The following is a 22,161-nucleotide window of genomic DNA, read 5'->3' as shown; positions in this document are numbered from 1 at the left end:
GAAAAAGGCCGCGGCGGTTTCCCGTCACGGCCTTTTTTACGAAATGCAGAAAGTTTTAGTTCTGCGCGTAATATTCGATGACGAGGTTCGGTTCCATCATCACTGGATAAGGCACGTCACCCAGACCCGGTGTGCGAACAAATGTTGCAGTCATCTTCGAATGGTCGACTTCCAGATAATCCGGGACATCACGTTCGGGCAGCTGAGCGGCCTCAATCACGACAGCAAGCTGCTTGGAACGATCACGCACTTCGATCAGGTCGCCTTCTTTCACGCGATAAGATGGGATATTTACCTTTTGGCCGTTCACTTTGACATGCCCATGGTTCACAAACTGACGAGCGGAAAAGATGGTCGGTACGAATTTCGCACGATAAACCAAAGCATCCAAACGACGTTCCAACAAACCGATCAGGTTTTCACCTGTATCACCTTTGACACGCTCAGCTTCGCGGAAGATGCGGCGGAATTGTTTTTCAGTCAGATCGCCATAATAGCCTTTCAGCTTTTGTTTGGCGCGCAACTGCAGACCAAAGTCAGACAGTTTGCCTTTACGGCGCTGACCGTGCTGACCGGGGCCATATTCACGACGATTAACTGGCGATTTGGGACGACCCCAAATGTTTTCGCCCATGCGGCGATCAATTTTGTACTTGGCAGACGTGCGTTTTGTCACGGCTGGTCTCCTTCTTGCGTTACGAAGGGCGTTGTCCTTTGCAAGAACCGCTAGAGTTCCGCCGACAGGCATCCCTTTGCAGGGGCCACCAACACCAAATTAAGTCGCGCTTATACAATGCTGTTTCCAGCTGTCAATGCTGTAAGTTTTCTTGACAAGTACTCCATATTTCAAAATATCATGAAGTATGGATATAAAAACCGCAACCGAGGCATTTTCTGCCCTTTCCCAGCCCATGCGACTGGATGTCTTTCGATTGCTGGTCAAGGCTGGCGAAAATGGAATGCTGTCTGGCGAAATTGGCACGGCTCTTGAGGTCAAACAAAACACGATGTCAGCCAATTTGGCAATTTTGTTGCAAGCGGGATTGGTCAGGAATGAACGCCATGGGCGCGCCATCCGGTATTTCGCAAATATAAAGGGCATGCAGGATTTGCTGACATTTCTATTACAAGATTGTTGTGGGAGCAGGCCGGATTTATGTCAGCCACTTGTGCGCACATTAGGGATGGATCATGTTTAACCTACCGCGCCGGTTGGTGGCTGAATTTATGGGAACCGCTTTGTTAGTTGGCACAGTGGTTGGGTCTGGCGTGATGGCCGATAAACTGACAGATGATGTCGCACTGGCCTTATTGGGAAACACGATACCAACCGGGGCGATTCTGGTCGTGTTGATCACGATACTTGGCCCGATTTCCGGGGCGCATTTCAATCCTGCAGTCACCTTTGCTTTTGCCTTACGGGGTGACATTAAAGTCAGTGAAAGCGGGCTTTATATCGTGGCGCAGATTGCTGGCGGTATTCTGGGCAGTCTGATTGCGCATGTCATGTTCGAATTGCCGATTTTGCAATTATCACAAACGGTGCGCACAGGTACTGGGCAGTGGATTGCGGAAATCGTGGCGACGTTTGGGCTGGTTGCAACGATCTTTGCTGGGATCAGGTTTCGCATTGATGCGGTGCCATGGCTGGTTGGTCTTTATATTACAGCGGCGTATTGGTTCACCGCTTCAACATCCTTTGCCAATCCTGCCGTCGCAATTGCGCGGGGGGTATCGGACACCTTTGCCGGGATCAGACCAATAGATGTGCCAGCCTTTATTTTGGCACAGTTGATCGGTGCAGGGATCGCGTTTTTGCTTATGCACTGGCTCTTGCGATCATCGGTTCAGGACAGGGAAATAGCATGAGCATTGTCATTCACCATAATCCGGACTGCGGTACATCCCGGAATGTTCTTGAAATCATTCGGGCATCTGGGGCTGATCCGATTGTGATCGAATATCTTAAAACAGGATGGACCCGCCCGCAGCTTCAGGCACTGTTTGCTTCTGCCGATTTAACACCGCGTGCGGCTTTGCGCACCAGTAAGTCCCCTGCTGAAGATCTGGGATTATTGGACCCGTCTGTATCAGATGGTGCTCTTTTGGATGCGATGCTGGAACATCCGATTTTGGTCAATCGCCCAATTGTTTGTTCCGCCAAAGGTGTGCGGCTTTGTAGACCAAGTGAAGCTGTGCTTGATTTGCTGGATCAATTGCCGCCGGGCCCAATGTCTAAAGAGGATGGTACATTGCTGATTGATAGAAACGGGCAGCGTGTCAGTTGATACATGCAAACTTACCCACTTTGGTTTATTTGTACTGTTTCTAAAAGAAACATCACATTTAGATTTTGAGCGTTTCATTTTACGGTTACCGTGATTTTAAAATCTAAAAGCCGACTTTGGAAGAATAAATGGATTTTGGTAGCAAAAACGAACAGGTAAGTTTTCTTTCGGCGCATGGGTATTCCTATATACTTGATTCAGAACAGATGCCGGGAAAAACTACGCTTTGGTATCATTTTGAGACAGAAACTCATACAAGTTCAGCATTGATATTAGCGAAGTATCTAGCAGATTTTGGTAATGAGAAAGCAACGACGTTAGTCACTTTGGATAATATGTATCTCTGGCCTTCTGGTCGGGATGAATACCTTATCAAAACAGCATTTAAGTCAATAACCGGCGCTAAAGTCGTACAGCCTGAAGACGGCACAATGTTTGTTTGGCACAGATCAGAGATGAAAGAAGCGATCACACTTTATCATATGGCGATGTTGTTTGGTTGGGACGCGTACATCTATCCAAAGGATGCAAAGGTAAGTGCCTTCATAAGCCATGATGGTTTTATCGAGATAAATACAGATGCTGATCCTCTGGCGCTAGCGACTAATATAAAAGAGAAAACTGGCAGGAAGTTTACTTTAATAGATCAATAAGATGGTAATATTTCTAACCGGTTCGGCATTCAAATCTAGCGAAACAATTCTTTTTAACGCTATTTATCCGGCACATTATCTATACCTGAACCACCGAACGGGTGGCATCGCAGTATGCGCCGTAATGCCAGCCAGCTGCCTTTCAGGGCGCCGTGCTTTTCAAGGGCCTCAAGCGCATAGGCGGAACAGGTCGGATGATACCGGCAATTAAATCCAACCCACGGGCTGAAAATCAAACGATAGGCCCGGACGGGCAGGGCGGCGATATGGGCAAGTGGGGTCATTTATGCACCTGTTTCAGTGCATAGATAAGATCGCTTTGCAGTTTTTCAAAATCGCGGTCGTCTGTGGCTTCAGCCCTGCCGATCAGTACATAGTCCCAACCGGGCTGCCCATGATCAGGCAGAACAAGCCGCGCCACTTCGCGCAGACGTCTTTTAGCGCGGTTGCGTTTGACAGCGTTGCCCACTTTTTTGGAACAGGTAAAACCCACACGGATCAGCGCGTCTTTATCCGCACGGTTGCGACCTTGCAGCATCAGACCTTTGGTCCCTTGGCGCCGTGCGCGTGCGGCCAACAAAAAATCGGATCGTTTTTTAAGAACCTGCACACAATCAGAAACCGCCGCGGGCGGTTCAGCCCCGGCGGTTGCGTCACAAGTATCAGGCGAAGTCATCAGGGACCCCGCAGTCGCAGATCAAGCGCTAAGCGACTTGCGGCCTTTTGCGCGGCGCGCGTTCAGGATTTTGCGTCCGGCTTTTGTCGCCATACGCGCGCGAAAACCGTGGCGGCGTTTGCGAACCAGGTTAGAAGGTTGAAAGGTGCGTTTCATCGCTCCGTCTCCATTTAATAGCCCAAACCGCATCAGATGGATTCGAGGGCCAATGTCATTCGAAGCCCTGCGTTTAGAAGGACAACCCGCCCCTGTCAATCGCATTAGGGCAGGTTTTCTGCAACAAACCACACCGATGACACAGGGAAATGTTTCAGGCATTGGGTAAAATGCTTCAATTCTGAAACATAGTGCGTCAACCGATCAATGCGCCGTGATGCCCCTTACGCAAATGTGCTGCAAACGGCATGTAATGCTCAACACGGCATAGAAAGGCACTTTGATATGAATGATACGGCCAAACCCGAAAAAGGTGCGCTGGCAAAGCGATTGCCATTGATCGCAATCTTGATCGTTGCAGTGATCGGTTTCTTTACTTTGCGTGAATACCTTAGCTTTGAGACGCTCAGCGATAACCGCGAGGCGCTGATTGCCTTTCGTGACAATAACTATCTGCTGACGGTGCTGGTCTTTATTCTGATCTACGTCGTGATCGTCGCCTTTTCACTGCCCGGTGCCACGATTGCCACGCTGACCGGCGGGTTCCTGTTTGCGACCTTCCCCGGCGCGCTGTTCAACATTACCGCTGCCACCATCGGGGCCACGATCATCTTTCTGGCCGCGCAGTGGGGTCTGGGCGACAAACTGGCCGCCAAGATGAACAGTTCGGACGGTGCGGTGAAAAAGATCAAGGACGGGATCGACGAAAACCAATGGTCAATGCTGTTTCTGATCCGGCTGGTGCCTGCCGTGCCCTTCTTTGTCGCCAATCTGGTGCCAGCGCTGGTCGGTGTGCCGCTGTCGCGCTTCGTGATTTCGACCTTTATCGGGATCATTCCGGGGGCCGTCGTCTATACATCTGTTGGGGCCGGTCTTGGCGAAGTGTTTGAACGCGGTGAAACACCCAATTTCGGTATTATCTTTGAACCTCATATTCTGCTTCCGATCCTTGGTCTTTGCGTATTGGCTGCTTTGCCCATCGCGTTGAAAGCCATTCGCGGCAAGAAAGGCCTGTAATCATGACACGCATTAAAACAGATATCTGTATCATTGGCGCTGGATCAGGTGGGCTGTCTGTTGCGGCGGGGGCCAGCCAGATGGGGGCAGATGTTGTTCTGCTGGAGGGGCACAAAATGGGTGGTGATTGCCTGAACTATGGTTGTGTGCCGTCCAAGGCACTGATCGCCGCGGCCAAGCAGGCCCATGCGATGGAAACCGGCAAACCTTACGGTGTGATGCCCGTTGAGCCGACTGTAGATTATGCTGCCGCCAAAGATCATGTTCACAAGGTTATTGAAACCATCGCCCCCGTCGACAGCCAGGAACGGTTCGAAGGCTTCGGTATTAATGTGATCCGCGAATACGGGTCTTTTATCAGTCCGACCGAAGTGCAGGCTGGTGATACCGTGATCGAAGCACGCCGGTTCGTCATTGCGACCGGATCTGGTCCCCTCGTGCCACCCATTCCAGGGGTTGAAGATGTCACCTATTACACCAATGAAAACATCTTTGATCTGCGCGAACGCCCCAATCACCTGCTGATCATTGGCGGCGGCCCCATCGGGATGGAAATGGCCCAGGCCCACATCCGTCTGGGCAGCAAGGTCACCGTGATCGAGGGCGCGCAGGCGATGGGCAAGGATGACCCCGAACTGGCTGCCATTGTGCTGGAAAAGCTGAAAGCCGAAGGGATTGAGATCGTCGAAGGCGCGAAGGCCGAAAAGATCAGCCAAAGCGGCGATCAGATCACGGTTGAAACGCCCAAGGGCAGCTTTACCGGGTCACACCTGCTGATGGCCGTGGGCCGCAAGGTGAATGTGGACAAGCTGAACCTGGAAGCCGCCGGTGTCGACTATGAACGCCGCGGTGTGAAGGTGGGCGATGATCTGCGGTCGTCGAACAAGAAAATTTATGCTATCGGTGACGCAGCCGGTGGGCTGCAGTTCACCCATGTGGCGGGTTATCATGCGGGCGTCATCATCCGGTCGATCCTGTTCGGCCTGCCGTCCAAAGCCAAGACCAGCCATATTCCCTGGGCCACCTATACCGACCCCGAACTGGCGCAGGTCGGCCTGACCGAGGCCGAGGCGCGCACGAAACATGGAGCCAAGCTGGACGTTGTACGGTTCGAATATGAACACAACGACCGTGCCATTGCAGAAGGCAAGACCACCGGTCTGATCAAGGTCATGGTGGTCAAGGGTCGGCCTGTCGGGGCCTCAATCGCAGGTGCCATGGCGGGTGAAATGATCGGGATGTGGGCCATGGCTATTGCGAATAATTTAAAGATGAGCGCGATTGCCAACACTGTTTTGCCCTATCCGACGATAGGCGAGATTAACAAACGCGCTGCGAGTGCCTATTTTAGCCCTAAGTTGTTTGACAGTGCGCTTGTCAAACGGGTGGTTCGCTTCGTACAACGCGTTCTACCCTGAGTTAAAGGAGAGGACATGATCAACTCGCTCTCGGGTCGGTTTCTGATCTTGACCACGGTCTTCGTGATGTTGGCCGAGGTGTTGATCTTTGTCCCCTCAATCGCGCGGTTCCGGCATGATTATCTGTTGGACCGGCTGGAACGGGCACAGATTGCGTCGCTCGCCTTGCTGGCCGAAGATATGATCAGCGACGATCTGGAACAAGAGTTGCTGACCAATGCCGACGTATTGAACGTCGTCCTGCGTCGCGATGAAATTCGCCAGTTGATCCTATCATCCGAAATTCCATCCCCAATCCACGCCAGCTTTGACTTACGTGATCCGCCCGCACTTGAACTGATTAGCGATGCGATGGCCCGTTTGATCGACACAGAAGACCGAGTGATCCGCGTGATGGGCAACCCGGTGCGTGACGCTGGCCTGATGATCGAAGTCACGATGGAAACATCACAACTGCGCGCGGCCATGATCGATTATGGCGTGCGCATTCTGATCCTGTCAGCTGTGATTTCTATTTTCACCGCAATCTTGCTGTTTCTGGCTGTGCGTCGGTTTCTGGTACGTCCGATCCGCAGCGTTGTTGGTCATATGAAAAACTATGCGGCCGCCCCAGAGGACGCCCGCCGGATCATCACCCCAACAGCAGGCGTGACAGAATTGCGCGAGGCGGAAGAAACCCTGCAAAGCATGCAGACACAATTGACCAGTGCGCTAAAACAAAAGGAACGCCTTGCACAACTTGGCGAAGCTGTGGCCAAAGTCAGCCATGATTTACGTAATATCCTGACATCTGCACAGCTGTTTACCGATCGTATCGATGCGAGCGAAGACCCCACAGTGCGCCGCATGGCTCCAAAACTGGTGAATTCGATTACCCGGGCCGTGCATCTGTGCGAGTCGACGCTTGCCTTCGGCCGTGTCGAAGAGCCCGCCCCCCGTCTGACCCGTATTCCGTTGATGCAGGTGGTGGATGATGTCATCGACAGCGAACGTCTGGCAGTCAAAGACTATGATCTTAAGTTCTCTGAAGACATCCCCGCAGGTCTTTCTGTTCGTGCAGACCCTGAACAGTTGTATCGCGTTCTATCGAACCTTACCAGAAACGCCCGGCAAGCTATTTTGGCGACAGGTAAGTCGGGAGAAATCTGCATCAGTGCAACCGATGACAGTGATGCATGGTGGATTAAAGTCACCGATACAGGCCCAGGACTGCCGCCAAAAGCCCGTGAACATTTGTTCAAACCATTTCAGGGCGGCACGCGCAAAGGCGGTTCTGGACTTGGTTTGGCCATTGCACAAGAACTGATCCGCGGCCATGGTGGCACGCTTGAACTTTCCGATACCAGTGAAACTGGAACAACCTTCGCTATTTGCCTTCCCAAGTCAGAAATCGTCTTTGATGCAGCAGCACAGTGATTTCGGGCTTGCAATAGATGCAATGTGCCTCTAACTAACGCCCCGACGCGCTGGTAGCTCAGTTGGATAGAGTACTTGACTACGAATCAAGGGGTCGGGGGTTCGAATCCTCCCCAGCGCGCCATTTCTAAACTGTCGAACGTCATATGACTTTGACCTTTGCATCATAAACTGACCCAATCTTCATACTTGACCCATCAGGTTCGTTTCGTTTGATCCCGTTTCCCAACCGGAAAATTGGGCGCGATTTGAAGGTCAGACGGCGAAGCCGCCTGCTCCTGCAAATCTGCCACGTGGCGAACGCGGGAGGGGGCGAGGCAACCCAATTCGACAGAGGTGGTGCGGCCCGCAGGCGTAGCCGAGGACACGGCTCTGTCTAATTTGGTTGCCCGAGGGGGAGGGCCGCGCCCTCACCCTTTGTTAACAACGGTTTTCGTGTTTTTCCGACACAAGGTGCTTTGTATGCCGGAAAGCGGAAGTGCGCTGCTTATGCGAGAAGACATAGACAGAGGATAGAAAGCGGTCCTTCGTTTCCAATACCGTTCAAGCGAGCATTCCAGAATCTCGAACTAAGCTGTGTCCTCTCGGAGCCTGGCTAACTAGATTTCTCGGACATTTACAGATGCACCCTGCGCTTCAAGATGCGTTTTCAAACGCAGTGCTTGGCTTCTTGGCACGGCTAAGACCAAGAGCTTTTCCGCTCGCGATGCCGCCACATATAGCTTTCTAGCATTCTCTGCCTGGTCAGCAGGCTCGCCCGTCAACAAGAAATCGAGAATTCTGCCTAGGGTTCTCGACGTCATCACCACACACACGGCAGGAAACTGCATACCCTTGACCGAATGGATCGTGCGCGGAAGGGGAGTGTCCGTCGGAGCGTCTGCAAGCAGGCCTTCGAGATTAGTATTCCACCGCAGTTTCTGCGAGATCGTTTGACCATCATCAATAGAAAGTTCCCGCTCCAGAACTTGCTTTACAGCACCGTGCCAACCACGGGCATCTCCATGAACGCCTAGGGAAAATCGAAGCGTGCGCAGAAGTTTAACCACTTGCGAGCGCCAACTGGCAGGATCAATGTCGTTATCGGCGATGTACTGGTGGTAGGACAGGCCGCCAAGCTTGCCCTCAAGTAGCAGAAACAGTTCATGGGCACTGTCCATGGCCTTCTTCATATCACTGTAGCCAGCGGCAAATTGAAACTCCGATACCACTTCGGCAAGACGAAGGGTGCGATCCTGTGAACCTGTAGCTTTGGGCTGACCGGATGCGGCGGCCCCGCTGGCCTTTGTGGAAGCGACAATTGGGGCGGAAGAAGGAAGAATACCAGCGCCCCGCAAAATGGTGGAGAATGTTTCTCCTATCGAGGGCGGAACGCTAATGCCTCCGTAGGACAGGATTTCGACAGATGCTGAGTGGCCCCTGAGCGAGCCAAGCGCTTCATCGGGATCGCCCCGTACGGGGATAGGGCGAAATCCGGCGACGGCCTTGCAGATATTTGGGGAAGAACGGAAGTTGCCGGTAACCTTTTTGCGCTGAGCGGCAGGAAAAGTCTCTGCAAATGTACTAAGGTGGTCAGTGACCCCGCCTCGAAACTCGTAGATGGCTTGATTGGGGTCGCACACGACTTTTGTCGGAAGGCCGGAGTCACGAAGCCAAGCAATGATCCTCAGATCATCGGGGTTACAGTCCTGCGCCTCATCAACAATAACTTCACAAAATCGCCCTTTTAGAGCAAGCGCGATCCGTCGCGCGATTTGCGTATCTGAAATTCTCTGCAAAGCAACTGACCGCGCTTCGTCAAAGCCGAGATGACCGCGCGCAAGGAGGCGCTCTCGTATTCGACTGGCAGTCGTTTCATAGGCCTGGACCTGATAGTCCTGCTTTTTGGATACATCAAAGCCCTTGGACTTTGCTTCCGCCGGAAAGATCGCACCTGTATCGGGGCAAAAGCAAGAAAGCGGTAGAGTTTGTGCATTTTCGTACGGCTCGACGGGTAGGCCTGCCGTATCCGCAATCAAACGAGGTCGAACAGTTGCGCCTGGCAGTCCAAACGGTGCGACAAGGAAGTGCCAGACAAAGCTATCGAACGTTCCTATGAAGTTTGGAAAAATCGGCGCGGGAAGCAATCGTTCCTGCGAAAGTCGCGTTTCCAGCTCGAAGACTGCGGCATGAGTGAAGGACAAAAAAGCGATACCTTGGCCTTGTCTCAATGCGCCGAAAAGCTCGCGAGCGCGTTCGATCAAAATCCTGGTTTTCCCAGCACCTGGGCAGGCATCAACAAACGCTGAGCCTTCATGGTCAATGACAGCGCGCTGCTCTTCAGTAGGCGCGAAAGGCTTTGGCGTCATTTGACAATGGCCTTTATCGCATCGATCAAATACTGTGGTACTTGGAATTCAGCAGATTTTGCGACCTGCTCGGCCAGAAGCTGGGCGAAGTCTCCTTTTGGTGTGTCTTTGAAGATCTTCTGCACAGCCTTGGCCTTGGCATAGCCTGCCAATGCAACAGCCGTATCCCATTTCTCTTCCGATCTGGGATGCAGGCCGAGATAGACTTCTTTCATGACCGCGACATTTCCGGCGTTCACAAGTTCGGTCTCAAGCGAATAGGTATTGATGCAGACATCCAGATTGCCAGAAGCCGAATTGTCTCTTGCCAGTTCCTCCAGCTTTTCTTTGCGGATCTGGCCGGGCCGCTTTGCACCTTCATCAACAGACTGCGCATCGCCATCTGTCAGGATCACCAACCTCTCGGCGATCCTGACGTCGTTGTAAGGTGAGAGAAGAGCTTTTGCGTATGGTTGAAAGTCGACGCCATCGATCGGTACAAAGACGGCTGACCGAAAGACGCGAAAATCCTCAGGCTTGCCCTTGAACACGTGGTGCTTTGCGATGGCGGGCAGGATTAGTGCTTCGGCAATGCCTTCAACCAGAAATACCCGTCCCCCGAACAAGAGCGCGGATTTGGTAACATCGAGATAGCGGTCGATCTTGCGTCGCTCTTCATCATTGAGAACAAGCTTCGAGAGAGGGATGCACCTCGATTCCGGTCGCGGCGCTTGCGCCGAGTCCGCGGGATCGTCGGCATGGCTTTGAGGCTCAGCGCTAGCCTCGGTTTCTACGACTGATTGGTCGTCGTCGCCTGCCTGAGGCTCTTGGATTTCTTCGGTTACAATTTCAGGGATGATCGATTTGACGAAGACGAGGTTGCGGTTCGGCACCCAGGCCGAGAGGTTCGGAGAGTGCGTGGCGACGACGACCTGCAAATTTCCTGCGGGCGCATTTGGATCACTCTTTGGTTTGAAGGATTGTTCGGCGCGCTCTTCGAGGAAATTCAGAACAGCGGCCTGAAGTTGCGGATGCAGGTGTGCTTCCGGCTCCTCGACAAGAAAAAGCGTTAACTCGGCATTGTCGGTCTTCTCCAGCTCGACGGCGATAATCGCCATGTATAGTAGGTTGGCATAACCGTGACCGGAGTATTTCAGATCCTCAGGCGAAATACCGTGGTCGGCAAGTTTGAACCGGAGGTCGCGGGCAATGTCGATCAGGCTTTCATTTGTGTTGAATCCCAACTCGGCGCTTTGCCGCCTTACGCCCGCGGTCAATACATCCAGACCGCTTGCAACGGCACTGTCAACGTTACCGAGGATCGGGTTTTCGGCACCGCGGGCAAGACTCTTTGCCACATCGGCGGCGTCTTGGTCTCCAAGAAAGTGGTTGAGCAGAGCGTTTATCCGCGTGGGATTGCCGGATGCCAATGCAAGCTTGGCATCACGTAGGGGCGGCAAATAGACATGGCGGATCATCTCGTGAGAGCCAGGCTCAGGAGCGGCTTTAAAGCGCCCACCCCATAACGTCGGCCGCACATAATGCTTTCTAGAAGAAGCGTCGTATGTGAGGCCAAAACAGGCTACTTCCATGCTCACGTCAGTTGTTGCCGAAAGCATACGCCCCTGCTGCGGTGGTGTTAGATCGCTAAAGCTGGCCTTCAAATCAAAGCTTGCGGTACTTGACCCAAATCGAACGTCGGTTTGCTCGCAATAGATTTCTCTGCGGCCGCCAAGCGGCGTCGTGAGAAGTCGCATGGCATCGATAATATTACTCTTGCCACCATTATTTTCGCCAACAAGCACGGTGAGTTTCTTCTCGAAATACGTGGTCTCTTTAGAGAAGGATCGAAAATTGGTTAATTCTAGTTCACTTAGGTGCATACTGTTCCTTCAGACGCTAGAATCTGCGCCTACATGCCTGGGCATTAAACGTGCTTAAGCCACGCTAAAGACAATAACTCAGCTAGCTTATGTATTCACTTAAAATTCTGTGGATCTTTGAACACGGTTCTGAATTTCAGCTGGCCTAACTCGCAAGCGACGCTTCGGGGCTGTTAGAAATCCAACGTGACACGCCGCGTCGAAGTAATGTGGTCGAAGAATTTCAGGTTCGAACCGACGGACAGAGGCCAAAGAGTCATCTAGGCGTACCCGCTCTGGAGGCGCATACTTTTCCATGATAGCTTTGGTTTTCTGCAAATTTTTGAGGTGAGCGCATGTCCGAGTTGAAGATTCAGTGCCCGAAGTGTTCCCATGAAATTGAATTGACCGAGCAACTTGCAGGCCCGATGCTCGCTGACCTCCGCGCGTCTTTCAAAGATGAGCTGGCCAAGCAAGAGGCACAGGCGACCAAGGCGCTCGCCGAAGCACGGGCGCAGGCCAAGGATGCGGCCAAAGCTGAAACTGCGGCAGAGCATGCCGCTCTTGAGCAACGTATCAAAGCGCAGGAAGAAAAGTTGCGAGAGGCTCAACTGGCGCAAGCCGCTGCGTTGAAGCATGAACAGGAACTCAAGGACAAAGAAGCCGAGATGGAGCTTACTTTGCAAAAAATGCTAGCGGCAGAACGTCCAGCACTCACTGAAAAGCTGACACGAGAAGCAAATGAGAAGGCCGAATTGAAACTGGCCGAACAAGAACAAGTCATGCAGGGCATGAAACGGCAGATCGAAACGCTGAAACAGAAATCCGAGCAAGGTTCAATGCAGACCCAGGGCGAAGCGGCGGAGATTGTTTTGGAAGAAACCCTCGGTGCGGCCTTTCCGATGGATACCTTTGTTCCAGTTGCCAAAGGCATCAGCGGCGCGGATGTGCGCCAAGACGTGACCGCATCGGGTGGCATTGCCGGCAGTATCCTATGGGAAAGCAAACGCACCAAGAACTGGACCGCGGGCTGGCTAGCCAAACTGCGCGATGACCAACGGTCTTCGGGATGTGAAGTGGCTGTGATTACCTCTCAAGCCCTGCCTGAGGGGATTGACAGTTTCGGCATGGTTGACGGCGTCTGGGTCTGTGCACCGCGCTATGCAGTCCCACTAGCGTCCTCCTTGCGCCAAGGTTTGTTCGACGTAGCAAATGCCAAGGGCCGCGCAATGGGTCAGGAAACCAAGATGGAAATGATTTATGATTATCTGACCGGGACACAATTCAAGCAACGCATGGATGCAATTGTCGAACGCTTCGAGGATATGCAAGATAACCTGCGCAAGGAACGCGTCTTTATCGAAAAGCAATGGGCGCTACGGGCCAAACAGATTGACCTGGTTATCGCCTCAACAGTTGGGATGCATGGTGACTTGCAAGGGATCGCTGGACGGTCGATGCCTGACATTGAAAGCGTTGAAGCTTTGTTGATCGGGAAAGATGACTAATGCTGAATAACGCCTCGAAGTGGGCGATCGGTGTTTTGTCGGCAATTCCATTGGCGCCTGTGCCGCCAAGCAGCACTCCTTTCGATTGAAAAGCTTTCAGCATCCCCGTAGGTTCGCCAGAACGAAAAACGAACATCTGGGGCAGTGTTATGGATTATGCAATTGAGCTTACCGAAGATGAGTTAGAAATCCTCAGCGGCGTTGAGTTGGATCAATCGGCGCTGAATCATGAGCAATACAAGCGGCAAGGACCGTTGGTCTTGAGCCTGTTGAAGTCGCTTGCGGAACGAGGTGCCATTCCCGAAGCCCGTTTGCGCTATTGGTCGGATCCAGAGTATCAGATCGGACGCTTGAAGGCATCTCACAAAGGGCTGTTTGAGAGGAATGGACGGCAGGGCGATGAAATCTACACGCACCCGCACTTCCTGAAATACCTGCGCTACTTCCTATTCGGCGCGCAGCTACCCGCACGTGCAATCGCGGAATTTGAAGAGGTGGTGGGCAACCCGGAGTGGGTATCGTCAGGCGACATTACCGACATTACGAAAGGAACACGGGCAATTGTTCGCAAGTACGGATTGCAGGAGGAAGGCGAAGAGTTTTATCGGCTCGCGTTGGATGCGGGGTTGAACCAATGGTTCGCCAAGTCCGTTCGGGATGCGGTGAAGCAAGTTCGCTGACGCAAGCTGATGCGTGACCACTACCGAAAAAAGCTGAACAAGTTGTTGTCGCGGGCTGGCAACGAAGAGTTTATCCAACTCTTGTGGGCCGTACATATTCTTCAATCAGAAAACCCCGCCCCGGCGCGCAAATTTATTCTGTCGGAAACCATTCCTGACGGCGCTATAAGTGCGAAGATGCCAAGCGAGCATTCGATACATAAGTGGGAAATCGAGACGCTGGCAAACGAGTTGATGACAGTTCCAAAGGCCAAGCCGAAAAAGAACGGCCCGATAAGGACTTTGCGCTGGGACCACTTTGGCGCCGCGACGGATTGCGTGAACTGGCTCCGCAAGTTGGAAAACGTCGAATATCGAGTCCAGAAGAAACGTGAAGATATATTTATCGAAATGGGGCGGATTGCTGCGCGTCAGTTTGACTGGCAGCGTGGCTTTGTGAACATTCCACAGTTTTACCGCAACGCCTTTGTTTACGGTCAGGGGCCTTGTGCCGCGCAATTCGAAAAAGCACACGGAATCACACTGAACCGTTTTTCACAAATCGGGTTCATGCTCTTCGTATCGTTGACCAACTTCCCTGTTGTGCGGAACGACAGATCTTGGGTGAAAATGGGAGTCGAGCGGGATGAAGTCGAAAGGGTCTTGGCGCTGATAGCAATGCCGTTTCCAAAGGCTGCGGCTCTGGCAAGAGACAGGCGACGCAAAATGATCCACACGGCAGACAAACCGAGCATTCTTCGGCAGGCCCCCTGCTTGCGCTTTGGCGAAGAGGGTGAACGAATACGCGCGCCTTTGCCGGAACTCATCCTTGAGCGAGTCACATCTGGTGTATTCTATGACGTGGTGGGCGGCGGCGGGCCGATCCGAGACGACTACGGAAGACGGTTCGAAGACTACTGTGCAAGGTACCTTACTGAAGTTTTACCCGGTTTCGAATGGGAAAGAGAATTCAGCTACCGGAAGAAACCGAACAACCTCGATACCCCAGATATTCTTTGTAAGCAGAGTGAACAGATTTCAGTCGCATTCGAGTGCAAAGCAACGCGAATGTCACAGGAAGCAATGTTTGGAGTAAACCCCATTGAAGTACGGGGCTATCAAGACATAACGAAAGCTGTTTTCCAACTGTGGCGGTTCTTCTCACACTGCCGCAGGGGATACGCAGGGAGAACTGTCGATGACGATGCCGTCGGAGTGGTTCTAACATTGGACAATTGGCTTGTGCTGGCTGACACCCTGAGAAAACAGGTTCTGGCAGACGCAGAGAAAATGGCGCTTGAAAAGGACCCCGAGATCTCTGAGGCGGACAGAAAACCCATCGTCTTCGTCGCTGTTCCGGAACTTGAGCGCACATTATCGACTTCAACGGAAGCTACCTTTTTACAGGCCCTGAAATCATCCAACACCAAAAAGTATTGGGGCTGGCGTTTGGACGGCGTGCACGACGATTTGGTTGCGGGTACAGCGCATCCAAGTCGAGACTACCCGTTTGCCAATGAACTTGGAAAACTACTCCCGTGGTGGGATGAACTCTGCGAAGAACGAGGCGATCGCCGCGATAGCGAAACGTGAAAGAACCTCGGGTGCCTACCTTTTCGCGATCAAAATACTTTCACTAATAAGGCGCGTGCTTACAGCTATTCTCTGTTTCGAAGGGTCGTGGCTTGGCGTGGCCAAAACAAATTGAACTGCAGCTAGGGTCCGATCTTCTCGGATGTCTCGTGATCTATTTGCCGTCCAACGTCCGGCGAGCATCAACAATGCGCAAGAGATGGCTAGCGAGCAAAACAATCTCAATCGCTTCTTGAGCATCATCCATAGATACATTTCGGTGAGAGTGCGGGTTCTTGTAGGACCCGATGGCCCCCGCAAAAAGGTGCATCAATGCTTCGGCCTCGGCGTCCTGTTGTGTGGGGTCGCGCAGTGGTCCATCCTTGAGATTGAAGGCGCGGCGTATCATTGGGACGCCATGATCTCCTTCGGGAAAACCTGCGGCAGTACGAACTGCAATCTCGACCGCCCGCATCGCCTTAAATACGGCCTCAGCATAGTCTCCCCGAACAAATGCGATCCAGACGTTTGTGGCAATCTCAGGGTGGAGTAAATCGCGTTGCAACCGACGCGCGGTCACATATTGGTCGAAATCTGTCACTGTTTTTAGAGATTTAGCTCGCCTGCTGAGAAGCTTCCAACTCTCGTTTCCAGGTTCCGGCACAAGAAAGCCCTGAGATTGTAGCCATGCCAGAGCTTCTGAAACAGCCAGGCTAACTCGCTCTATATATTCTCTTGGATAACTAGGGGTCCTGTCATTGTGCCCGGCCGAATTCTTTGTCTCCAACATCAAGTTGTGAATGCTGAAGGCGCGATCGCCGCGTTCACATCTTTCGCGAAGGAAGAAAAGCAATTTGCCCGCCAACTCTTCAGGTTCAAACGCAAGTACAACCTCTGGATCCGGAAAATTTGCAGGAAGCTCGTGCACAATTAGACCCTATCATAAAATGAGTGTCCTTCTTTGCGCATGTATCAAACCGTTGGCCGAACTCCAAGATGCACGAATGGCCGCTTTGGTGAAGCTGCACAGCAGCGCTCGACGATGTTGCAGGAGTCAGCTTTGGGCCGAGAACTACGGTTAGCTGGTCAACAAAAATCCCCAATCAAGACAGGCAGATGCACTAGCGTACCAGAGAAATCCTGGCTCCTTGGGGTTCGGCCTTGACCGAACGCCACTGCGTCTCGTTAGGGTGAAGGCGCGGCCTTCCCCCTCGGGCAACCCCATTAGATAGGGCCGTGTCCTCGCCTCCGGCTGCGGGCCGCTCCACCCCTATCGAATAGCGTTGCCTCGCCCCCATCCGCGTTCGCCACGTGGCAAGGTTTCAGAGCAAGCCGCTTTCAGCGGTTGTTAAGAAAACCTGCCCGAACTGGAAGGAACAACGAATGAGCCAATGCACTAAAATCGACGGGAAAGGCAAAGGTCTGTCGCAAAAGGCAGAACTATGTGTCGTCTCACAAATGATTTTATTGGCGCGCTCGAACAGAGAATGTTCGAACTCATCTGTACCCGATTTTCACGCCTCTGCAAGTGCCGAACCGCTCCTCTCGCCGGATCAATGTGACGAGCTGTTTGAAGAGTTGGAACGCTGGCACGATGTGCTCAAGCCCCATGCGGATGAGCTGCGGGGGCCACGCCCATGAGCCGTCTTGCCCCGTTTTCACTGCGCCTCACGATACAGGAACGCCAGCAACTGGAAGCCCAGGCCGGATCAATGCCGCTTGGGTCGTATATCAAGTCTGTGGTTTTTGCCTCGGAGGCCCCCACATACCGGAAGAGGAAAAAACCACCTATTGCGGAGCAACAGCTTCTGGCTGCAGTGCTAGCTCGGCTTGGACAAACCCGCACCGCCAGCAACCTCAACCAGATCGCCAAGCATCTGAACCAAGGCACGCTCAGCATTGATGAAGAGCTGGAAGCGGACCTGAATGCCGCCATTGCCGAAGTGGCGTGGATGCGCGTCACTTTGATGCAGGCTTTGGGGATGAAGCCATGATCCTCAAGGGCTCACAGCGCGCGGGCGCATCGGCTCTGGCGGATCACCTGATGAATGCGCGTGACAACGATCACATTTACATCTTAGAGTTGAGGGGATTCGTATCCAATGACTTACACGGTGCCTTGTTAGAAACCCACGCCATTTCTAAAGCCACACGTTGTCAGCAATACATGTTTTCACTCAGTCTTAATCCACCGCAAGATCATATCGCGACTGAAGATCAATTTCTAGACGCGGCCAACCGCGCTGAAGAAAAGCTGGGTCTTAGCGGTCAGCCCCGCGCTATTGTCATCCATGAGAAAGACGGCAGACGGCATGCCCATGTGGTGTGGTCGCGGATTGATATTGATGAGATGAAGGCAATCAATCTGCCGCATTTCAAAACCAAGCTGCGCGATCTGTCGCGTGATTTGTTTCTGGATCATGGCTGGGTGCTCCCGGATGGGTTGGCTACATACGGCAATAAAAGCCCGCTGAATTTCACTCTGGAAGAATGGCAACAGGCCAAACGCCAAAGCCTCGATCCCAGGGAAATCAAGCAGGTGTTTCAACACGCCTGGGAACGGTGTGACAGCCAGATCGGCTTCAAGAATGCTTTGGAAGAGCGCGGCTATTTCCTGGCCAAGGGCGACCGGCGCGGCTTTGTCGCCTTGGATGTCGATGGCAATGTCTATGCCATCGCCAAATGGACGGGCCTGAAAGCCAAGGAGGTCAAAGCCAAGCTGGGTTCGCCGGACAATCTGCCATCTGTTGATGACGCCAAATCCATCATTCGTTCCAAAGTCACGGATCAGATGCGAGGTTACATCAACCAAATCAAAGACCGTCATGATCGCGATCTCGACCCGCTGCGCGATGACCATCGTGCCATGACCAGAGCGCATCGCGCCGAACGGCAACGCCTGAAAGACGGACAAGACAAACGCTGGATCGAAGAAACCAACGCCCGATCTGATCGGCTGAACAAGGGCGTTCGTGGTCTGTTTGACCGGCTGACCGGCAAGGCCAAAATCATTCAATCCGAGAACGAACTTGACACAATGCGCTGTGCCAAACGCGATCAAGCGCAACGCGACCAGCTGGTCCTCGATCAGATGCAGGATCGGCGCAAATTACAGAAGAAATTTATAAAACTGCGCGATCAGCAGCGCCAGGACCGCAGGGTGCTGGCCCGCGACATCATGCATAGTCTGCGCATCGCAGCAAAACCGACCAACGACCTCACACAGAACAACACCCGACCCAGGACGCGATCACGCGGTCCTGATTTATCCCTCTAAGTCTCGTCCTCACCTCAATAACCCCTCAAGGAGATCTTTTCATGACCCGGTCACAATTTGTAACAGCCGTTTTGGCTGCCAGTAGTCTTGTGCTTATCGCAAGCCAATCTGCCGACGCGCGATCTGTGTTTGAAAGCTGGTTTTATGACCCTTACACGCGGCAATCCACTGGTGGGATAATTTTTTATCGTGTGTTGTTGATGGCAATTCCGTCCGGCATTGGGTTCGCGCTCGGTTGGATTTTATCACCTCAGGGCCGTGAAGCCCGTGTTGTAACTTTGATGTTAATGTTCGGCGTTGCGGTTTTGATCGGTATGTTTCACACTGGCAATCTTGGATGGGTGCTGGCCGGTAATGTTGCGATTGCTGGTTTTTTGTTTGGCCTTTTTTATTGGCTCGCGCGCGGCGTGCGGTCTTTGTCACGCATCCCCACGACCTTCGGCTCTGCTAAATGGGCGACAAGACCCGATTTGGTCGCCAACAAACTGATTGGCGTGGCTGGTATTCATCTTGGTAAATTTGGCGACAGCAGTAGCCAGACTGACATCTCATATCAAGGGGACCGCCACCTTCTGACCATCGCCCCCACGCGCTCCGGCAAAGGCACAACACAGATCATTCCAAATCTGTTGACCTACCAAGGATCGATGCTGGTGATTGATCCAAAGGGCGAGAATGCCCTGATCACCGCCAAAGCACGTCAGAAGCTGGGACAGAAGGTGCACGTTGTTGATCCCTGGGGCATCGCCTCGGATACAGGCCTGGACACGGCCAGGTTCAATCCGATGGATTGGTTGGTTGAAGGCGATCTGGATATCGCAGAAAACGCGATGCTGTTGGCCGATGCCCTGGTGATTGCGGACAATCATGGGGATCAATTCTGGATAGAAGAAGCCAAGGCGCTGATCCAGGGGATCATTCTGTTTGTGGCCACTGATCCTGAAGAAGACGGCCAGCGGCATCTTGGCCGGGTGCGCGACCTTTTATTGCAAAACAGTGAAACACTGAAGAAACTCTTCGCCCATATGACGCACTCGCCCCATCATATCGTGCGCAGTACAGGTGAGCGGTGTCTGCAAAAGGAAACCAAGCTGATGTCGAATGTGCTGGCCACGGCGCAGGCTCAGACGCATTTCCTGGACAGTACCAAACTGCGTGACAGCCTGTCGCAATCGGATTTTGCGTTCGACGATCTGAAAGCCAGCCCCATGACAGTCTATCTGGTGCTGCCCGCTGATCGGTTGCACACCTTTAGCCGGTGGTTGCGATCACTGGTGCAGCAGGCGGTCACGGTCAACGCGCGCGACATCGCGACCAAACCGGCTAAACCGGTGTTGTTCCTGCTGGATGAGTTGCCCTCCCTTGGGCGTTTGACAATGATCGAACAGGCCTATTCCTTGATGGCGGGTTTTGGTTTGCAGCTGTGGGGGATCGTGCAGGATTGTAGCCAATTGAAATCGCTTTACGGCGAAGGCTGGGAAACCTTTATCGGCAATTCCGGCGTGGTGCAGTATTTTGGCAGTCGGGACCGGATGACGGCAGAATACTTTTCTGCGCTTTGCGGGGACACAACGGTTTGGAACTTCAGCACGGCGGTGTCGGCGACCTTTAGCAGTTCCAGCGGTGCAACAGGGGGTGGGTCGTCCAACTCAACAGGGAACACCGACACCCGCGCGGCTGCCCAACGCAAGCTGGCCTATCCAGATGAGTTGATGCGGCTGTCGGCAGACAATCAGCTTCTCTTTGTCGAGAATATGGACCCGATCATCGCTCATAAACGGCCCTGGTTCAAAGACCCGGCTTTGAAAAAACTTGGAGCCAATCTCTACGGTGCGGATGCTGCTGAGCCAAAGATAACCCGATCACCGCAAAGTGCAGCAGAACCACCCGCTGCAGCCGCCCCTGCTGAATAAGGAGACCCCCAATGACAAAAGATCCTTCTAAAGACGGATATGCGGCCGCCAAAGGGCGGGCCAAAGCCGAGTTCAACATGCGATCCTGGGAAACCAAATCTGTCGAGGAGATTCTGAAGGACCAATCGGACCAAGACATTCGGGATCAGGATAATGCGCAACCCACACCGCCAAAACCCAGTTGGGCTCAAAAGCCCGCGCCAAATCTTGCCCCAAGCGGAGCCTCCGGGATTAAACGATCCTGGAACGAAACCCCTGAGATATCGCAAACGTCAGAAAATCAGCAAAACACAGTCGAGTTTGAGTTAGATATCCAGCCACTCGATATGCCACCCGGCATCAGTGACGCGGGAATCTATCCGGCAAAGGATGGAGATGTACATTACCGATATAGTCTAGAAACGGGGGAAAAAGAGGAATATCCCCTCGAAGGTACAAATGTTGTTCAACTTGAAATCTATCATAAAGGCGAAATTCTTGCCCAATACGATAGCGGCTGGCTTAAGAAAGTCGAACTTCCTCAAGTGAATGAGGCTATTCGTTGGATTGAGGAAACCAATGATCCTGCTCGTGCTGAAGAAATATATCAGAAGAAGGATAAAGACCCAGATATCGACATTTAATATCGGGCAAAAGTGATTGAGATAACGCCGATATTCTGATATAATTTGACTGTGGACGATATAGAAGAAATTGTAGCAAAGGCACTTAAAAACACGTCGAGTGATGAACAAGTTGGAAGGCAGCTCGTAAACGCGCGTGGTGCTCAAGAAACAGTTGTTATGCCAAAGCGGCATTGGAAATATTTGGACTGGCTTGTAGAGCGTAAATTGGTAAATTTGGAAGAACTGGTTGAGCAAGCTGACATCAAGCGCCATCAACCAAAACTGTGGGCCAGTCTTGATACAGCAATTATGATCGCTCTTGCAAAAGATGAGAGAAAGAGAAAAAAGGCTGGTGCTGAGTTTCCTGGGTTTATCATTCCAAAGATATCAAAACGCTATGTTCCAAAACTCATACAAGGCCGCCCACACGAGATAAAGGAAGATGACTTAAGAGGTCGTCGCCTGATCAATGCGTTTGGCGTTAAGGAAACCGCTCTGATGTCGCAGGCTCATTGGGAATATTACTATTGGTGTTCCGAACAAAACTGCAACATGGTGACTTGGGCCAAAGGTGCGGATGAACTGCGCCCCAAGGATAAAAGCTTTGGCGAAAATCTGATGTATTGGCTTTGGGATGATCTGTGTGCCCGATATCGCGAAGGAGTAGATGTCCCAGAAGGACCACTGCCCGAGGGGTATGAGACGTAAATCAGGGACGTAGGCTACTTCCGTACGCCATGGATCGCGCGATGCAGGGTCTGTTCTGAGACATTCAGCTGCCGGGCCAGATCGCGCAATGTGACCGCGCCGCTGT

At 52.6% G+C, this 22,161-nt stretch carries 23 protein-coding genes and 1 tRNA gene; 17 read left to right on the top strand and 7 right to left on the bottom strand.

The genetic code is table 11. The annotated features are described in order from the left end of the window. Positions 1–55 precede the first annotated feature (55 nt). Entirely contained in the window at positions 56–676 is a 621-nt protein-coding gene (gene rpsD, locus HRQ87_RS08445) for a 30S ribosomal protein S4 (RefSeq protein ID WP_174137269.1), read from the bottom strand. Between the two features lie 187 nt (positions 677–863). Between rpsD and HRQ87_RS08440 the strand changes: the two genes are divergently transcribed. From HRQ87_RS08440 to HRQ87_RS08425, 4 genes are all read left to right on the top strand, one after another. Next, positions 864–1,199, top strand: a complete 336-nt coding sequence (locus tag HRQ87_RS08440; protein WP_174137267.1) for an ArsR/SmtB family transcription factor — start codon at positions 864–866, stop codon at positions 1,197–1,199. Next, the gene (locus HRQ87_RS08435) at positions 1,192–1,869 is read left to right on the top strand and encodes an MIP/aquaporin family protein (RefSeq protein ID WP_174137265.1); all 678 of its coding nucleotides are present in this window, start codon (positions 1,192–1,194) and stop codon (positions 1,867–1,869) included. The genes HRQ87_RS08440 and HRQ87_RS08435 overlap by 8 nt, the downstream gene beginning before the upstream one ends. After that, positions 1,866–2,288, top strand: coding sequence for an arsenate reductase (glutaredoxin) (gene arsC / locus HRQ87_RS08430; RefSeq protein WP_174137263.1), 423 nt, complete (start codon positions 1,866–1,868; stop codon positions 2,286–2,288). The genes HRQ87_RS08435 and arsC overlap by 4 nt, the downstream gene beginning before the upstream one ends. A 128-nt stretch (positions 2,289–2,416) precedes the next feature. Then, entirely contained in the window at positions 2,417–2,941 is a 525-nt protein-coding gene (locus tag HRQ87_RS08425) for a hypothetical protein (RefSeq protein ID WP_174137261.1), read from the top strand. A gap of 59 nt (positions 2,942–3,000) precedes the next feature. On the opposite strand, the gene yidD is transcribed toward HRQ87_RS08425, so the two are convergent. From yidD to rpmH, 3 genes are read right to left on the bottom strand one after another with little or no spacing between them, the layout of a single operon-like run. Further along, positions 3,001–3,225 (bottom strand): membrane protein insertion efficiency factor YidD, encoded by a 225-nt coding sequence (yidD, locus tag HRQ87_RS08420; RefSeq protein ID WP_174137259.1) that lies wholly within the window; start codon positions 3,223–3,225, stop codon positions 3,001–3,003. Then, a complete protein-coding gene (rnpA, locus tag HRQ87_RS08415) occupies positions 3,222–3,617 on the bottom strand; it encodes a ribonuclease P protein component (RefSeq protein WP_174137257.1) in 396 nt (131 codons plus the stop codon). Before rnpA ends, yidD begins: the two co-directional genes overlap by 4 nt. Positions 3,618–3,638: 21 nt before the next feature. Further along, entirely contained in the window at positions 3,639–3,773 is a 135-nt protein-coding gene (gene rpmH / locus HRQ87_RS08410) for a 50S ribosomal protein L34 (protein ID WP_159806877.1), read from the bottom strand. A 285-nt stretch (positions 3,774–4,058) separates the two neighbouring features. On the opposite strand from rpmH, the gene HRQ87_RS08405 reads away from it, so the two are divergent. The 4 genes from HRQ87_RS08405 to HRQ87_RS08390 all read left to right on the top strand — a co-directional run bounded on the left by HRQ87_RS08405 (position 4,059) and on the right by HRQ87_RS08390 (position 7,748). Beyond that, positions 4,059–4,790, top strand: a complete 732-nt coding sequence (locus HRQ87_RS08405) for a TVP38/TMEM64 family protein (RefSeq protein WP_174137256.1) — start codon at positions 4,059–4,061, stop codon at positions 4,788–4,790. A gap of 2 nt (positions 4,791–4,792) precedes the next feature. Next, complete coding sequence (locus tag HRQ87_RS08400) at positions 4,793–6,208, top strand: dihydrolipoyl dehydrogenase family protein (protein WP_174137254.1); 1,416 nt, start codon at positions 4,793–4,795, stop codon at positions 6,206–6,208. Positions 6,209–6,223: 15 nt separating this feature from the next. Further along, positions 6,224–7,624: a sensor histidine kinase gene (locus HRQ87_RS08395; protein WP_174137251.1), complete on the top strand. Its 1,401-nt coding sequence runs from the start codon at positions 6,224–6,226 to the stop codon at positions 7,622–7,624. A 47-nt stretch (positions 7,625–7,671) separates the two neighbouring features. After that, positions 7,672–7,748 (top strand) — tRNA-Arg (locus HRQ87_RS08390). Between the two features lie 475 nt (positions 7,749–8,223). Here the strand turns inward: HRQ87_RS08390 and HRQ87_RS08385 are convergent. Together HRQ87_RS08385 and HRQ87_RS08380 are read right to left on the bottom strand one after the other, a co-directional pair. Then, a complete protein-coding gene (locus HRQ87_RS08385) occupies positions 8,224–9,972 on the bottom strand; it encodes an ATP-dependent helicase (protein WP_174137249.1) in 1,749 nt (582 codons plus the stop codon). Continuing rightward, the gene (locus tag HRQ87_RS08380) at positions 9,969–11,834 is read right to left on the bottom strand and encodes an ATP-dependent nuclease (RefSeq protein WP_174137248.1); all 1,866 of its coding nucleotides are present in this window, start codon (positions 11,832–11,834) and stop codon (positions 9,969–9,971) included. The genes HRQ87_RS08385 and HRQ87_RS08380 overlap by 4 nt, the downstream gene beginning before the upstream one ends. A gap of 335 nt (positions 11,835–12,169) precedes the next feature. On the opposite strand from HRQ87_RS08380, the gene HRQ87_RS08375 reads away from it, so the two are divergent. The 3 genes from HRQ87_RS08375 (at position 12,170) to HRQ87_RS08365 (ending at position 15,573) form a co-directional block, all read left to right on the top strand. After that, entirely contained in the window at positions 12,170–13,321 is a 1,152-nt protein-coding gene (locus HRQ87_RS08375) for a DUF2130 domain-containing protein (protein WP_174137246.1), read from the top strand. 149 nt (positions 13,322–13,470) lie between these two features. Further along, positions 13,471–14,001, top strand: coding sequence for a hypothetical protein (locus HRQ87_RS08370; RefSeq protein ID WP_174137244.1), 531 nt, complete (start codon positions 13,471–13,473; stop codon positions 13,999–14,001). Between the two features lie 9 nt (positions 14,002–14,010). Beyond that, complete coding sequence (locus HRQ87_RS08365; protein WP_174137242.1) at positions 14,011–15,573, top strand: hypothetical protein; 1,563 nt, start codon at positions 14,011–14,013, stop codon at positions 15,571–15,573. Between the two features lie 154 nt (positions 15,574–15,727). Here the strand turns inward: HRQ87_RS08365 and HRQ87_RS08360 are convergent, their stop codons facing one another. Continuing rightward, complete coding sequence (locus tag HRQ87_RS08360; RefSeq protein WP_174137239.1) at positions 15,728–16,480, bottom strand: TIGR02391 family protein; 753 nt, start codon at positions 16,478–16,480, stop codon at positions 15,728–15,730. Positions 16,481–16,935: 455 nt separating this feature from the next. Here HRQ87_RS08360 and HRQ87_RS08355 point away from each other — a divergent pair, with 455 nt between their 5' ends. Genes HRQ87_RS08355 through HRQ87_RS08330 form a run of 6 tightly spaced genes read left to right on the top strand, consistent with a single transcriptional unit; the run spans position 16,936 to position 22,055 of the window. Then, positions 16,936–17,193: a hypothetical protein gene (locus HRQ87_RS08355; protein ID WP_174137237.1), complete on the top strand. Its 258-nt coding sequence runs from the start codon at positions 16,936–16,938 to the stop codon at positions 17,191–17,193. Continuing rightward, on the top strand, positions 17,190–17,546 hold the full coding sequence (mobC, locus tag HRQ87_RS08350) for a plasmid mobilization relaxosome protein MobC (RefSeq protein ID WP_246251952.1): 357 nt from the start codon (positions 17,190–17,192) through the stop codon (positions 17,544–17,546). The genes HRQ87_RS08355 and mobC overlap by 4 nt, the downstream gene beginning before the upstream one ends. Then, the gene (locus tag HRQ87_RS08345) at positions 17,543–18,829 is read left to right on the top strand and encodes a relaxase/mobilization nuclease domain-containing protein (RefSeq protein ID WP_174137235.1); all 1,287 of its coding nucleotides are present in this window, start codon (positions 17,543–17,545) and stop codon (positions 18,827–18,829) included. The genes mobC and HRQ87_RS08345 overlap by 4 nt, the downstream gene beginning before the upstream one ends. 41 nt (positions 18,830–18,870) lie before the next feature. After that, positions 18,871–20,742, top strand: a complete 1,872-nt coding sequence (locus HRQ87_RS08340; protein ID WP_174137233.1) for a type IV secretory system conjugative DNA transfer family protein — start codon at positions 18,871–18,873, stop codon at positions 20,740–20,742. An 11-nt stretch (positions 20,743–20,753) separates the two neighbouring features. Further along, a complete protein-coding gene (locus HRQ87_RS08335; RefSeq protein ID WP_174137230.1) occupies positions 20,754–21,365 on the top strand; it encodes a hypothetical protein in 612 nt (203 codons plus the stop codon). A gap of 51 nt (positions 21,366–21,416) precedes the next feature. Beyond that, complete coding sequence (locus HRQ87_RS08330; RefSeq protein WP_174137228.1) at positions 21,417–22,055, top strand: hypothetical protein; 639 nt, start codon at positions 21,417–21,419, stop codon at positions 22,053–22,055. Positions 22,056–22,161 lie beyond the last annotated feature (106 nt).

Source organism: Parasulfitobacter algicola, from assembly GCF_013315265.1.
GTDB classification, from domain to species: domain Bacteria; phylum Pseudomonadota; class Alphaproteobacteria; order Rhodobacterales; family Rhodobacteraceae; genus Parasulfitobacter; species Parasulfitobacter algicola.
Note: the sequence above shows the minus strand (reverse complement) of the source record. Positions and strands in the feature narration are given on the sequence as shown.